The organism is Sphingopyxis witflariensis (assembly GCF_002205635.1).
In the GTDB taxonomy this organism is placed as follows: Bacteria; Pseudomonadota; Alphaproteobacteria; order Sphingomonadales; family Sphingomonadaceae; genus Sphingopyxis; species Sphingopyxis witflariensis.
In genome coordinates, this window is record NZ_NISJ01000001.1 from 496,756 (window position 1) to 511,640 (window position 14,885).

Sequence of the window (14,885 nt, forward strand, 5' to 3'; positions counted from 1 at the left end):
CATGCCATCCATGACGATGATCCAGGCGCTTAATTCGGCACTGGCCGACAAGCTCGCTGACGACGCCGACGTCCTCATTTTCGGCGAGGATGTCGGCTATTTCGGCGGCGTGTTCCGCGTCACCGCCGGATTGCAGGAGCGCTTCGGCCTTCAGCGCTGTTTCGATGCACCGATCGCCGAAAGCGGTATCATTGCGACCGCGATTGGCATGGGCGCCTATGGCCTGCGCCCGGTCCCCGAAATCCAGTTCGCAGACTATATCCTACCCGCATACGACCAGCTCGTGTCGGAAGCCGCACGGCTGCGCTATCGTTCGTCTGGGGAATTTACAGCCCCGATTACGGTGCGTTCGCCCTATGGCGGCGGCATCTTCGGTGGCCAGACGCACAGCCAGTCGCCCGAGGCAATTTTCGCGCATATAACCGGGCTCAAGACAGTGATCCCGTCAACGCCCTATGACGCCAAGGGATTGCTGATCGCGGCGATCGAGGATGATGATCCGGTGATTTTCCTCGAGCCCAAACGGCTTTATAACGGCCCGTTCGACGGACGCCCCGACCAGCAGGTACCGGGCTGGCACGGACATCCCGCCGCCGAAGTGCCCGAGGGGCTGTATCGGATCCCGCTCGGCAAGGCAGCGACGGTGCGCGAGGGCGAGGCGGCGACCGTGCTCGCCTATGGCACGATGGTCCATGTCGCACTGTCGGCGATCGAGGAATGCGGCATCGATGCTGAACTGATCGACCTGCGCTCGATCGTCCCCCTCGACATCGACGCGATCGTCGCCTCCGTGCAAAAGACGGGGCGCTGCGTTATTTTGCACGAAGCCTCGCGCTTCGGCGGCTTTGGCGGCGAATTGTCGGCGCTGGTGCAGGAACGCTGCTTCTATCATCTCGAAGCTCCGGTCGAGCGCGTTTGCGGCTGGGATACCCCCTATCCGCATGCGTTCGAATGGGATTATTTTCCGGGGCCCGCGCGGCTCATCAAGGCGCTGCGGCGCGTCACTGGGGAAGCCTGACATGGCCCGCTATTCATTCCGTCTTCCCGACATTGGCGAAGGCATCGCCGAGGCCGAAATCGTCGCCTGGCACGTCAAGATCGGCGAGCGCGTCGAGGAAGACGCGCAACTCGCCGATATGATGACAGACAAGGCGACGGTTGAAATGGAATCGCCGGTATCAGGGATCGTCGTTGAGCTCGCGGGCGAGGTCGGTGATCTGATCCCGATCGGCTCGACCCTCGCGGTGATCGAGACCGACAGCGACGATGCGGTTGAGGAGGTGCCGGTCGAGGTGCCGTCCGCCAAGGTCGCGGAAATCCCTGTCGTTGAAGTTATGGCGCCTGTGCAACTTGCTGCACCGGCGCCCAAGCCGGCGCCGATCTCTCCCCCGGCGCCGGCCTCTGTTTCCGCACCGGTCGATCTTGGCAAGCCCGTCCTCGCATCGCCCGCGGTTCGCGCGCGCGCCAGGGATCTGGGTGTCGACCTTGGCCAGGTCCACGCTGAGGGTGACCGCATCCGCCATGCCGACCTCGACGCCTTCCTGCGCTACAGCGGCGGGCAAGGCTATCATGCGCCGGGAGCATCGCGCGCGCGCGCCGACGAGCCGATCAAGGTCATCGGCATGCGCCGCAAGATCGCCGAGAATATGGCGGCGTCGAAGCGTGCGATTCCGCACTTCACCTATGTGGACGAAATGGATGTCACCGCGCTTGAAGAGATGCGCGCTGACCTCAACGCCAATCGCGGCGGCCGCCCGAAACTGACGATGCTGCCCTTCCTGATCGTCGCGATCTGCCGCACCATTCCGCAATTTCCGATGATCAACGCGCGCTATGATGATGAGGCGGGCATCGTGACCCGTTACGGCGCGGTGCATCTTGGTATGGCGACGCAGACCGATGCAGGGCTGATGGTCCCGGTGATCCGCGACGCGCAGGACAAGAATGTGTGGCAGTTGGCCAGCGAGATCACGCGTCTTGCCGAAGCCGCGCGCACCGGCAAGGCGAAGGTCGATGAGCTGTCGGGTTCGACACTGACGATCACCTCGCTCGGCCCGCTCGGCGGGATTGCGACAACGCCGGTGATCAATCGTCCTGAAGTGGCGATCATCGGTCCGAACAAGATCGTCGAACGCCCGGTGTTCGACGGCGACGAAATCCGGCGCGCCAAGTTGATGAACCTGTCGATCAGCTGCGACCACCGCGTCGTCGATGGATGGGATGCCGCAAGCTATGTCCAGGCGCTCAAGAAGCTCGTCGAAACGCCGGTTCTGCTATTTGCGGATTGATAAAAATCCCCCGGGCGGCGAGGACTCCTCAAAATGAGGCGTCGAATTCGCTTCCTTCAGCCATGCCCTTGGGAGCAGCCGGTCGGGGGAGGCCGCAGCAACGCCTGACCCGCTGCTACGCCGGTCGTTCGACTGTCATCGACCGCCAGTTGACCGTTAACGAACAGCTTGCGTACACCGACGCTCAGTTCGCGCGGGCGCACATAGTCGGCGCGCGGTGCATATTGGGCAGGATCGATAACGACCACGTCGGCGAAATAGCCCTGACGAAGATAGCCGCGCCGATCGAGCTTGTAGATATCCGCGGTCAGCCCTGTAGACTGGCGGATGAAGGTCGGCAGACTGATGATTTTCCGGTCGCGAACATAGCGGACATATTTTTCGGGAAAGGTTGCGAACATGCGGGGGTGGCCGTCCGACCCGTCGGACGATGTCACCATCCACGACTGCTGCATCAGCAGATCGACATCCGCCTGCTTCATGTTGAAGGAGGCGATGGCGGCGCCCCCGCCCCTCTCTCCCCGATCCTTCGCCTCGACACTCTGGCGGATGATGCGAAGCGCCGCGTCGCGCGAATCCATTTTCCACTCCGTTGCCACTTGCTCCAGCGTTTTCCCGGTCCATGGAAAACCCTCGGCGATCAGCAACAGTGCCCCAGCGTCACCACGTCGACGAAGATTTTCCTGCATTTCGCCACGAATCCGCGCCAGCCCAGCAGGATCGTCGAGCCGCTTCAGCAACGCCGCGCTACCGCCATCGACCGACCAACGCGGCAGCAGCGAGGCGTCGAGATTCGACCCGGACGCAAGCCAGGGATATTGATCGGCGGTCACATCCACGCCCGCCTTGCGCGCCGCGTCGATCACGGCGATTACGGCGCTGGCCTGTCCATGGACATCGACGCCCAGCGCTTTCAGATGGGCGAAATGGACCGGTATTCCAGCCTGCCGGCCGATGTCGATGGCCTCCTTCACCGATCCAATCAGGCCGATGCTATAGCTTGATTCATCGCGCTGATGCGTGTCGTAAAGGCCACCGCGGATCGCCGCCTCCCGCGCTACGGCGATGACTTCATCGGTCTTAGCAAAGCTTTGTGGTGGATAGAAAAGTCCGGCGGAAAAACCCACGGCGCCCTCGCACATACCTTGGGCCACCAGCGCTTTCATCTGGCCAAGCTCCGCCGCATTCGGCGCGCGAGCATCGTGGCCGAGCACCCGCTGGCGGACGGGACCGAAACCCACGAACGACACGATATTGGTGCCGATGCCCGACGCCGCCAGCTTGCCCGCATCCTCCGCCACGTCAGGTGTGCCCGAACCATCCACGCCGATCATCACGGTGGTCACACCTTGATTGAGCCAGGCCGCGTTGACGCGCACCGCTTTGTCGGGCGAGCGGATGAAGCTGTCGGCGTGGGTGTGCGGATCGATGAAGCCGGGCGCGACGATCATGCCCTTTGCGTCGATGACCCGGCCTGCCGAATAATGACCGGGGCGTCCCACATAGACGATCCGGTCGCCGCGGATCGCGACATCGCCGACGAAAGCTTCGCCCGTGCCGCCGTCATAGATCATCCCGCCGCGGATGAGGATATCGACCGGCTCGTCCGCCCGCGCCGCCGCTACACAGAGCAGCGCAGCGACGGTGGTAAGCGAAGCGATCGTCCGATGAAGGGAAAGCGAGGCAGGCAGCAACGGCATGATCCTTCCGGAGAATGATGCGACGAGGATGTCCCCAATGCGCGCTCTGCGTCCAGAGAGCGTTGTTGCACCACCTATAACCCAATGGCATATAGGTCAAAATCGACATAAATTTCAGCCAAAAAGAGGGTGGACCGAACGCCCGATGATCGCAGCTTTGGGGCCCAAGAGATGAACCTGCGCCAGATCGAGATATTCCACGCGGTGTTCCTGCACGGTACGGTCAGCGCCGCGGCGCGGTCGCTCAACGTGTCGCAGCCCTCGGTAACCAAGGTGTTGCGCCATGCCGAACGCTCGATTGGCCTGCCCTTGTTCGAACGGTCGAAAGGGCGGCTGATTCCGACGCAGGACGCGCATACTTTGTTCGCCGAGGTATCCGACATTCAGGACCGGGTGCGATCGCTGAGGCAGGCTTGTCAGAATATGCGTCATGGGCGCGGCGGGCTGTTACGCATTTCGGCGCTTCCCTCGCTGGGTTTGGGTGCGATTCCCGAGGCGGTGGCCCGGTTTCTCGAAGGGCATGAGGACATCATGTTCGATCTCCAGACGCTGCATCATGATGAAATGGTGCGCAAACTCTATGAACGCGAAACCGACATCGCGATCAGCTTCGAGGTACCACTATCGGCCCCGGTCGCGCATCAGGTGATCGGAGAAGGCGAGTTGGTGGTCATCTATCGCGAAGAGGATATGCCCGCCGCACCGCCGCGGTTGCGCCTTGACGAGCTGTGCGGGCACAAGTTCATCAGCCCGATCCAGGGCGGCCCGATCGGGCGAATGCTGTCGAGCGAACTCAATCGCCTCGAGGTCGTTCTCGACGAGGTGGTGTCGGCGCGGACCTATTATGTGGCGGCCGCGCTGGTTGGCGCCGGGGTCGGCATGGCGATCGTCGATAATTTCACGGCCCACGCCGCATTGCCCCCAGGCCTCGCTAGTCGGCCGTTGCAGCCCGCGATCACCTTCGACATCAATGCAGTCTATCTGCAAAATCGGCCGCCATCGCGAACGGCGTCGGATTTCCTCACCATGCTCTCGACGGTGATCGAGGGGCTATAGCATCAGGCTATAGGCGATGTGGCGCTAGATATTGGGGCGGCGCCAAGGGTAGGGATAGAGTTGCCGCTTCTCACCATCACGCAGGTTTCCCTGATCCATGATCGAAACGCCCTATCTTCTCTATCTCGGCCACAGCAACGACGCCGCCGACATCAAGACCTCGCGCGGGCTTGCCGTGTTCCGGCCCGACATCTCTGTCGGCGAATATCGCCACGATGATTGCGGGCTGACTCTGGGCCTCCCCCGCATGGATTTCGCCGCAGCGCGCGCGGCTGGCGCGCGAACGCTGGTGCTGGGCATCGCCAATGCGGGCGGAAAGCTGGGCGAAGATTTGATCGTCGATGCGCTGGCCGCGATGGAAGCGGGGCTCGATATCGCATCGGGCCTGCACCAGCGGCTGAACGCCGTGCCCCGCCTTACCGAAGCCGCAGCACGCCTCGGCCGCGCGCTGCACGATGTGCGCGATCCGCGGCCCGACATTCCCGTCGGCAATGGCAAGCGGCGCGCGGGCAAGCGGCTGCTAACCGTCGGCACCGACTGTTCGGTCGGCAAGATGTATACGACGCTGTGCCTCGCCAGCGCGCTCGAAAAGCGCGGCGTGGCGGCCGATTTCCGCGCGACTGGGCAGACGGGCATATTGGTCGCGGGCGACGGCGTTCCGCTCGACGCCGTGGTCGCCGATTTCATCTCGGGCGCAATCGAACAGATTTCGCCCGCGCGTACCGATGGCGGCTGGGACCTGATCGAAGGTCAAGGCTCGCTCTATCACCCCTCCTTTGCCGGGGTCTCGATGGGCCTGCTCCACGGCGCGCAGCCCGATGCGCTCGTCCTGTGCCACGACCCTGTGCGCCCGCACATGCGCGGCCTGCCGCATTATGCGCTGCCCGACCTCGCCGAATGCCTGGAAGCCAATCTGCGCGCCGCGCGGCTGACCAATGCCGACGTGCGGGTGGTAGGAATCGCCCTCAACACCTCGGCCATGCCCGAGGACGAGGCGATCGCGCTGTGCGCCAAGACTGAAGCCGCGCTGGGCCTGCCGACCAGCGATCCATATCGCTTTGGGGTGGAGGCGATAGTCGACCAGTTATTGCACGACGAACCGGCCTGACCCGCTGATGATGCACCGCACCCTGACCGTCGCCGGCGAGACATTTCCTCTGCACGCCCCTTTTCGCATCGCGCGCGGGGTCAAGACCGCTGCCGAAGTCGTGACCGTCGCCATCACCTGGGAAGGCGTCACCGGGCGCGGCGAATGTGTGCCCTATCCCCGCTATGGAGAGAGCGTCGAAAGCACAATCAGGGCAATCGAGGCGGTGCGCGGCGCGATCGAACAGGGGCTGGGGCGGCAGGAGCTGCTCCGGATGATGCCCGCGGGCGCCGCGCGCAACGCGATCGATTGCGCGCTGTGGGATCTGGAACTGCGGCTGGCGGGCAGCGACATCGCGGCGGCGCTCGATCTGGAGCAACCGCTCCGCCCGATCGCGACCGCGATGACGATCAGCCTCGACACCCCCGAACGCATGGCGCGCGCCGCCGCGATGCTCGCCGACGTGCCGCTGCTGAAGGTCAAGGTTGACCGAGGCGATCCCGCCACGCTCCTCCGCGCCGTTCGCGCCGCAGCGCCTGCTCCGCGGATGATCGTCGATCCCAATGAAAGCTGGACGATCGACGAAGTGCGCGACCTGCAAGGCCTGATGATCGATTTGCGCGTCGACCTGCTCGAACAGCCGCTGCCGGCCGATGCCGACGGCGACCTCGCCGGTTTCCGGTCCGCCATCCCGGTCGCGGCAGACGAATCGATCCATGTCGCAGCGGACCTCGACGCCCTGCCCGACGGCTATCGGGTGGTGAATATCAAGCTCGACAAGGCGGGCGGACTGACCGCAGCGCTCGACCTCGCACGCGCGGCGCGGCAGCGCGGGCTGGATGTCATGACGGGATGTATGATCTGTTCGTCGCTGTCGATCGCGCCGGCGTGGGCGCTTGCCGTCGATAGCAGCTTTACCGACCTTGACGGACCGCTCTGGCTCGCCAAGGATCGCAAGGGCGGCGTCAGCGGGGCGAACGGCATGTTGTCGCCGCCACGGTCCGGCTTCTGGGGCGGATCTTGATACGATCGGAGCATAAGGGGCAATGACCGGATTCCTTCGCCGCTGGTTCGCGGTGCCCCTGTGGCAGAGAGTACTGGGCGGCATGTTGATCGGCGTGCTGCTGGGGCTGGCCTGGCCCGCAGCAACATCGTCGATCGCGATTGTCGGCGAATTGTTCGTGCGGCTGATCCGGATGCTGGTCGTCCCCATCGTGTTCATCAGCATCGCATCGGGGGTTACCGCCCTCGCCGACCCGCGCAAGCTGGGCTCGGTGGGCGGCCGCACGGTCGGGCTGTTCGCAGCCACCACCGTCTGCGCGGTATCGATCGGCATGGGCGTCGGCCTGTTGCTGGAGCCGGGAACCGGCGCGGCGCTCGGCACCGCCGTCCCCCACGCGCTGGGTGAGGCCAAGTCGCTGCACGACCAGCTGGTCGGCATCATACCCGTCAACATCGTCCAGTCGCTGGTCGACGGCGACATGCTGGCAATCATCTTCTTTGCCATCCTGTTCGGTTTCGGCGTCATCCTGGCGGGCGACGAAGGACGCCCGATGGCAACGCTGCTGCAATCGGCCGGACAGGCGCTGTTCCATCTGGTGCGGATCGTCATGGAAATGACGCCCTTCGGCGTGCTGGCGCTGATCGCCAAAGCGGTCGCCGACAACGGCGTCGCCGTCTTTACCCATGTCGGCTGGCTGGCGGTCGGCGTCGCGGCGGGGGTGATCCTGCAGATCCTGCTCGTCCATCTGCCACTGATCGCCTTCGTCGCGCGGCAGCCGGTCCGCCGTTTCTACCGGACGATCATCGACGCGCTGGCGGTGGCCTTTTCGACCGCATCCTCGGCCGCCACCCTGCCCGTCGCGCTGCGCATCGCACTGGAGGATCTGCGCATCGCCCCTGGCGTCGCGTCAACCGTGCTGCCAATCGGCGCGAGCATCGGCAAGGATGGCACGGCGATGTATGTGGGGCTGCTCAGCATCTTCGCGCTTCAGGCGATCGGCATTCATCCCGACCTGTCGATGCTGGCGATCATCCTGCTGACCGGATCGCTTGCCGCGTTCGGGACCGCGCCGATCCCGTCGGCCTCGCTGTTCATGCTCGCCGCCGTCCTGTCGTCGGTTGGCATTTCCCCCGAGCAGACAGCATTGGTGGTCGGCTTCATCCTGCCCTTCGACCGGTTACTCGACATGACCCGCACCGTGGCGAGCGCCAGCGCCAATTTGACGGTCACGACCGTCGTCGCGCGCTGGGAAAAGGCGATCGAGCCGGAAAACGAACCAGAAGCGGATGGCCTGAAGGCCAACGCATGACCGCAGTCGCGATCGAAGCGAACGCCATCACACGGGCACCTCCGGCCCGTTCATCGGCGCGGCGCCTGCTCGGTCTCTATCTGCTGCTCGGCTTTTCAGCGGGGCTGCCCTTTTACATGTTTAATGCCGTGCTGACGCTGCGCCTCGCCCGGCATGACGTCGATATTGTGATCATCGGCTTCTTCGCGTGGATCGCGCTGCTGCCGACCTTCAAATTCGCGTGGGCGCCGCTGCTCGATCGCTATGATGTACCGGGTTTCTCGCGCTTCTGGGGCCGGCGGCGCGGATGGATCATGCTCTCGCAGCTCGGCATCTTTCTATCGATGGTCGCGATGGCCTTTACCGCGAGCGACCAGAGCCTGCCGCTGACCGCCTTGTTCGCGATCCTGCTTGCCTTCTGGACGACGACGCTGGAGGTCGCCGCCGACGGCTGGCGCATCGAACTGGCGCCGACGCAGGCCGAACAAGGGCCGATCGTTGCCGCTAATTTGTGGGGCTATCGCAGCGCGATGGTCGCGGCGGGCAGCGGCGCGGTGCTGGTCGCGGCCTGGGCCGACTGGACCTGGGCCTATCTGGCCATCGCGGTCGCGGCCTTTGCCCCCTTCCCTATCCTCGCCGCGATGCGGCCCGAACGCGAAGAGACAAAGGGCCGCGCGCGTGCGCTGATCGCGGGGATTTTCGCCAGCCTGATCATCCTTCTCGCGGTCGCGCTCGTCACCACCTTGGTCGGCTGGGGGTTGTTGTCCGCAGTGCAGGGCGCGGGCTTTTCGGCCAAGACCAATGTGACACCCGTCGTTCTGGCAGTGGCGCTGCTGCCCTTCGCGGCGCTGGCGATCGCGCTACCGCGCATCCGCCGCCTGCCCGCTGGCGCAACAGCGCGGATGTCCGCCTTCGCCGCGCCCTATGTCGAGCTGTTCTGGCGCTATGGCTATGCGGTGCTGGCGGTGCTGGCCTTTGTCTCACTCTATCGCATGGGCGATGTACTCACCCTGACCCTCTCGCATCCGCTGTGGAACGAGGCGGGCTATAGCCTCGAGCAGATCGGCGTCGCCGACGGCGTCGTCGCGCTGTCGGCGAGCATGGCGGGGGTCGCGCTGGGCGGTTGGCTGTCGACGCGGCTGTCGCTCGTCTGGACGCTCGCGATCGGCGCGGTGACCGCGGCAGCGGGCAACTGGATTTATATCTGGCTGTGGCACAGCGAGCCGTCGGCCTTCATCCTCTACACATCGGTGGCGATCGACCAGTTCGGCAATGGCTTTGCCGGTGCGGCGTTCGTCGTCTATCTCTCGATGCTGGTGAGCCCCAACTATCCGGGCGCACAATATGCCTTCCTCTCGGGCTTTGCTTTCCTGCTCCCGCGTCTGCTCGCAGGCGCGTCGGGGACGATGCAAACGCAGATCGGCTATGACGGCTTCTTCCTGCTCTCGGGCGCGCTGAGTCTTGCGGCAATCTTTCTGTTACCCGTGATCGCGCGCGTAAAAGGACGCTCCCCGATATGACGATCGAGGCGATTTGCGAACAGGGGTTCGCGCCGGCGCTGGAAGCGACCCGGAGCGGCCGCATTCCGGGCGCGACGCTGGGAGTGGTGAATGCCGGCGGCGAGAGCGCGGTGCGTCTCGCCGGAATGGCCGCGCTCGTTCCCGAGTGCGAGACGCTGACGCGCGATCACTGGTTCGACCTTGCATCGCTCAGCAAGGTAATCGCGACCACGACGATGATCCTGACGCTCGCCGAACAGGGGCGGATCGACCTTGACCGGCCGCTGACCGACGCGATCCCCGACCTGCGCCAATATGATGTCGCGGGCGCCGCCGAGCGCCGGCTGACCTTCCGCGACTGTTTGATGCACCGCACCTTCCTGCCCGCGGTCGAGCCCATCTATACCTATGGCGACGATCCGGCGCGGCTGCGCGCCTTTGTCCTGCAGCGCGAATGGCGTCCCGGCCCGCCGGTCTATTCGGACATCAACTTCATCCTTCTGGGCATCGCAATCGAGCGCATCACCGGGGCGGCGCTCTCGGCGTGGCCGCTGGGCGACGGACTGAGTTTTGGCCCACCGCCCGGTCCGGCGGTCGCGACCGAAAATTGCAGCTGGCGCGGGCGCGTGATGAAGGGCGAGGTGCACGACGAAAATGCCTTCGCGCTCGGCGGTGCGCCGGGTCACGCCGGGCTTTTCGGCACGATCGACGGGGTATTGGGTTTCGCCCGCGCGATGCTGGACGGATCGATACTGTCGCCCGCGATGCTGGCCGAAGCTCGCACCGCGCACGAACGGCATCGGACCTGCGGCTGGGAACGCGCTTTTTCCGGTTGGCATGGCGGCGACGCCTGTTCGGCCGACACCATCGGGCATACCGGCTTCACCGGCACCGGCCTGTGGATCGATTTCGATCGCGGTCTCGGCTGGGCCTTCCTAACCAACCGGGTCCACCCGACCCGCCACGCCGACAGCGGCATCGCCACCCTCCGCCCGGCGGTGGGCGAACGGGTTATCAAAGCATGGGACACCACGGAGACACTATGACGGCATCGATGAAAACCCACGCCTGTGCGCTGGCCCTCGCGTTGAGCCTTTCGCTCGCCCCTGCCAGTGCCCGGACGCCCTTGCCCGATGCCGGGGCAGGCCCCGTTCTGGCGGCGGTCGAGCAACAGCTTGCCAATGGACCGGAGGGCGCGCGCTACGGCATGCTGGTCGCGACGCTCGACGGCGAAACTTTGGTGTCGGTTGCGCCCGATCAGCGCTTCATCCCCGCCTCGAACACCAAGATGTTCACGACCGCGATCGCCTATGCGCAATTGCCGCTGCTCGAGCGGACCGCGAAGGGCACGGGCGTACGGCTTGAAGCGGGCGCCGACGGCGTGTTCGACGTCGTCCTGCACGGCCGCGGCGATGCGAGCCTGTCGAGCGCCGACGATTGCGCCGTCGCCTGCCTGCAGACGCTAGCCGATGCGGTCGCGGCGAAGACGCGCCATATTCGCCATGTCACCGGCGACGATAGCTGGTTTCCCAACGAGCGCTGGAGCCCGGGGATGAGTTGGAACAATATCCAGTCGCGCTATGGTACCGGCACATCGGCGCTGACGCTGGACGACAATGAAATGGTGACAAAGGTCGCCCCCGGCGTGGTCGGTGCCGCCGCGAGCGTGGCGGTCGGCTATTTTGACATCGATAATCAGGTGACGACCGTGCCGGGCAAGGCCGAGGCGATCGCTGCCGTCCGCGCGCCGGGCAGCCGCACACTCCGCCTCACCGGGACAATCGGCGCAGAGGCCGCGCCGGTCACGCTCCGTTTCGGCATCGACGATCCGGCGCATTACGCCGCGTGGCGCTTTCGCGACCTGCTGCGCGCGCGCGGGGTGCGGGTGGACGGCGATGTCCTGGCACGCCATCAGCCGCTGGCCCCCACCTATGATGCGGCGGACCGCAAGAGCCCGCCGGGGATTGCGCAGGTCGAACAGGCGATGCTCGCCGAACTGCCCGTGCCGCCGCTGGCCGAAGATATGGTGCGGATCAACAAGGAGAGCCAGAATCTCCATTCCGAACTGATGCTGCGGCGCGTTGCTCGGCAGTCGGGTAACGGCTCGATCGCCGACGGTCAGGCGGTGATGCGACAGGTTATGACGCAGGTCGGGTTGCCCGAAACCAGCTACAGCTTTTCGGACGGGTCGGGCATGTCGACTTATAATCGCATCACCCCGCGCGCCGCTGTCCGGCTGCTGAGTTGGATCGCGCGTCAACCATGGGGGGCGGCGTGGCGCGACACGCTGCCGATCGCCGGACACGACGGGACGTTGCAGCGCCGCTTCAAGGGAACCTCGCTGGAGGGCAAGCTGTTCGCCAAGACCGGATCGCTCAACGCCTCGCGCGCCTTGTCGGGCTATCTCGTCACCCGCAGCGGACGGACGCTCGTCTTTTCGGTGCTCGCCAACGACATGCCCGACGGCACCGACGATCAGGCGACCGCCGCAGTCGACCGTGCGTTGGTCATCATCGCCGAGGCGTTATAGCGTTGGCGTGAGGATCAGCCGCGCGGCGGCGTGCCGCTCGACCGCGGCCTTGCTGAACCAGAGCGGCTGCATCGCACCCGCCAGCCAGAGCGGATAAAAGTCGCGATAGCGCGGCGAGCGGGGATCGGCCGACTGGCCGGGCAGCAGCAGGAAGCGGCTGTTATCCCACGCACCGACGTCGGCGACGAACAAATAGCTCGCGCCATGCGACACGTTGAAGCCGCGTTTGGCGTTGAAGCCGCGCGCCATCGGGGTCGTCCCGTCGCCGCCGGACCGGCCGCCCTCGATTTTGGGAAAGGCCGCCGCGATTGCCGGGATCGACGACAGCGGATGCGCGATCGTCACGCGGTGCAGGTCGCCCCACTGCCAGCGCGCCGGATCGGTTCCGCCCAGCTCGACCGCCCTTTTCCATCCGGCCGCCAGCGCGCGGTCGATCAGCGCATCGCGCGCCGCGGCGGGGTCGCCGCCCAGCCGCTTGTCGGACGACGCGAGGATGCGCAGCATTTCGGATAGGTTCACCGACGGGATCAGGTCACGCGCCGCCGCCGGCACGACCCGTTCGTAGAAGCCTGATGATAGCGCCGGCATCACCATTTCATAAAGCAGCGCCGCCGCACTGTCGGCCTCGATACCGCAATCCCAACGCCGGAGCAGCGCCGTCGCCTGCGCCGCATCGGCCGAGGGCGCAGCGGGCAACAGCTTGAGCAGCGCCCTTGCGGGAAGCGACTGGACGTCGTGCTGAAGCGCGATGCTATCCTCGATCCGGTGCTTCGGCTGGGCGCGCAGCACCTCGGCGATGCGGTCATAGCGGAAGGGGTCGCTCCAGCCGAAGCTGATGATCCGCTCGTGATACGGATATCCCGCCGGCAAGTTCATCTGGTTCGCCGACGCGAACCAGCCTTCGCGCGGGTTATAGACGTGGGGCATATCCTGAACCGGCAGAATGCCTGTCCAGTCGAAATCGCCGTCGCCGGGCGCGGGAAACAGGCCGTCATGCTTCGGCCGACGCGGGGTGAAGCCGATCGTCTGCCAGCCGGTGTTGCCGTCGATGTCGGCATAATGGAGATTGGTCGGCGACACGTGCAGCTTGAACGCCTGTTGCAGCGAGGCCCAGTCCTTGGCCAAATTGATTGCGATGATCGCAAAGCGCTGGTTGGCGCCGGGGAGCATGCTGACGGTGGCAAAGGCGACCGCACGGTCGCGCGCGGCATCCTGCGACACGATCGGGCGACCCGCGGCATAGCGCAGCGTCACGCGTTCGGGCGGCGCACCCTTGACCGCAATCTCATCTTCGAAGGTCTCGAACACCTTCCACTTGCCCTTATGCCAATATTGATTGGCATCGTCTTTTTTGGTGCGCAGGATGAACAGGTCGGTCTGATCGATGTGAAAATTGGTACGACCGAAGGCGAAGCGATCGGTGTGGCCCTGCATGATCCCGGGCAGCCCCGGCGCGCCCGCTCCGATGACATCGAGCCCCGGCGCGGTCAGATGGACCATATGGCGCGGGCCGGCGCCGCCAATGCCGAGGTGCGGATCATTGGCGAGGATCGGCCGCCCCGTCGCGCTGCGTGAGGGCGCAATCGTCCATGCGTTGCTGCCCAGCGCGAAGCGATCGGTCCAGCGCTGTTGGGGATCTAACTGCGCTTCCTGAATCGAGTCAAAAGGCAATGGCCGGGCGGACGAGTCCAATATGCCAAGGTCGGCGTCGGTCACCGCCGCAGTGTCGAGCCCCTCGGGCACGGTGAAAGACCAGGCGGGACGCAGCGGCGCCATCAACTGATCGGCATCGAGCAGGCCGCGCGCGTGAAGCTGCGCCCGGCGCACCTCGTCGTCGGCGTCGCCCATGCCGATGCCACGGCCCCGCACCAGATTGCGGATGTCCCAGCGCAGCGGGCTAATCCCCAACAGGCCATATTCCAGCGGCAACTGCGCCGGATCGGCCGCAAGTTCGTCGATCCGGGCGTTCACCCCGGCGACATAGCCCTGCGCGCATTCGAGCACGTCGGGGGGCAGCGCCGCCAGCTCGGCCTCGATATCGCCGCGATAGAGGAAAAGCCGCGCCGCGCGGTCGGCAGCGACGAAGCGCGGACCAAAGGCTTCGGCCATCCGCCCCATGTCGCGGCGTTGTTCCATGTCGATCTGAAACAGCCGATCGCGCGCGACCAGATAGCCCTGCCCGAAAAAAGCATCGTGCAGTGAGGCGGCGCGGACGTGCGGCACGCCCAATTCATCCTCTATCACCTCGACGGGCGCACGCGCGCCGGTCAGATGGACGGTGCGCGGCTTGGCGCTGCCCCCGTGGCCACGGGGTTTCGCCAAAAGACTTCCCGGCATCGCGGCGAGCGCAACCGAAGCCAAGAGAAACGCGCGGCGCTGGATCAAAAAGGCCTCCCCGAACAGGAACAAAGATGACGAAAGCCCAGCCTATCGC

The 14,885-nt window shown here is 65.4% G+C and carries 11 protein-coding genes; 9 read left to right on the forward strand and 2 right to left on the reverse strand.

Annotation, left to right across the window (positions count from 1 at the left end):
* Nucleotides 1-10 precede the first annotated feature (10 nt).
* Both CDQ91_RS02365 and CDQ91_RS02370 read left to right on the forward strand, forming a co-directional pair.
* A complete protein-coding gene (locus CDQ91_RS02365) occupies nt 11-1,018 on the forward strand; it encodes an alpha-ketoacid dehydrogenase subunit beta (RefSeq protein WP_088471082.1) in 1,008 nt (335 codons plus the stop codon).
* Nucleotide 1,019: 1 nt separating this feature from the next.
* Nucleotides 1,020-2,288 (forward strand): dihydrolipoamide acetyltransferase family protein, encoded by a 1,269-nt coding sequence (locus CDQ91_RS02370; protein WP_088471083.1) that lies wholly within the window; start codon nt 1,020-1,022, stop codon nt 2,286-2,288.
* 56 nt (nt 2,289-2,344) lie between these two features.
* Here the strand turns inward: CDQ91_RS02370 and CDQ91_RS02375 are convergent, their stop codons facing one another.
* Nucleotides 2,345-3,988, reverse strand: coding sequence for an N-acyl-D-amino-acid deacylase family protein (locus CDQ91_RS02375; RefSeq protein WP_088471084.1), 1,644 nt, complete (start codon nt 3,986-3,988; stop codon nt 2,345-2,347).
* A gap of 171 nt (nt 3,989-4,159) precedes the next feature.
* Here CDQ91_RS02375 and CDQ91_RS02380 point away from each other — a divergent pair, with 171 nt between their 5' ends.
* The 7 genes from CDQ91_RS02380 to dacB all read left to right on the forward strand — a co-directional run bounded on the left by CDQ91_RS02380 (nt 4,160) and on the right by dacB (nt 12,451).
* A complete protein-coding gene (locus CDQ91_RS02380) occupies nt 4,160-5,044 on the forward strand; it encodes a LysR family transcriptional regulator (RefSeq protein WP_088471085.1) in 885 nt (294 codons plus the stop codon).
* Nucleotides 5,045-5,141: 97 nt separating this feature from the next.
* Nucleotides 5,142-6,152: an N-acetyltransferase DgcN gene (gene dgcN / locus CDQ91_RS02385; protein WP_088471086.1), complete on the forward strand. Its 1,011-nt coding sequence runs from the start codon at nt 5,142-5,144 to the stop codon at nt 6,150-6,152.
* A gap of 10 nt (nt 6,153-6,162) precedes the next feature.
* The gene (gene dgcA, locus CDQ91_RS02390; protein WP_088471413.1) at nt 6,163-7,155 is read left to right on the forward strand and encodes an N-acetyl-D-Glu racemase DgcA; all 993 of its coding nucleotides are present in this window, start codon (nt 6,163-6,165) and stop codon (nt 7,153-7,155) included.
* A gap of 22 nt (nt 7,156-7,177) precedes the next feature.
* Nucleotides 7,178-8,443, forward strand: a complete 1,266-nt coding sequence (locus tag CDQ91_RS02395) for a dicarboxylate/amino acid:cation symporter (RefSeq protein ID WP_088471087.1) — start codon at nt 7,178-7,180, stop codon at nt 8,441-8,443.
* Nucleotides 8,440-9,942, forward strand: coding sequence for an MFS transporter (locus tag CDQ91_RS02400; protein WP_088471088.1), 1,503 nt, complete (start codon nt 8,440-8,442; stop codon nt 9,940-9,942). Before CDQ91_RS02395 ends, CDQ91_RS02400 begins: the two co-directional genes overlap by 4 nt.
* Complete coding sequence (locus CDQ91_RS02405; protein WP_088471089.1) at nt 9,939-10,967, forward strand: serine hydrolase domain-containing protein; 1,029 nt, start codon at nt 9,939-9,941, stop codon at nt 10,965-10,967. The genes CDQ91_RS02400 and CDQ91_RS02405 overlap by 4 nt, the downstream gene beginning before the upstream one ends.
* Nucleotides 10,964-12,451, forward strand: coding sequence for a D-alanyl-D-alanine carboxypeptidase/D-alanyl-D-alanine endopeptidase (dacB, locus tag CDQ91_RS02410; RefSeq protein WP_237245781.1), 1,488 nt, complete (start codon nt 10,964-10,966; stop codon nt 12,449-12,451). Before CDQ91_RS02405 ends, dacB begins: the two co-directional genes overlap by 4 nt.
* Here the strand turns inward: dacB and CDQ91_RS02415 are convergent.
* Nucleotides 12,446-14,773 (reverse strand): penicillin acylase family protein, encoded by a 2,328-nt coding sequence (locus CDQ91_RS02415; protein ID WP_473824963.1) that lies wholly within the window; start codon nt 14,771-14,773, stop codon nt 12,446-12,448. The two genes, dacB and CDQ91_RS02415, sit on opposite strands and share 6 nt — an antisense overlap.
* Nucleotides 14,774-14,885: the final 112 nt, after the last annotated feature.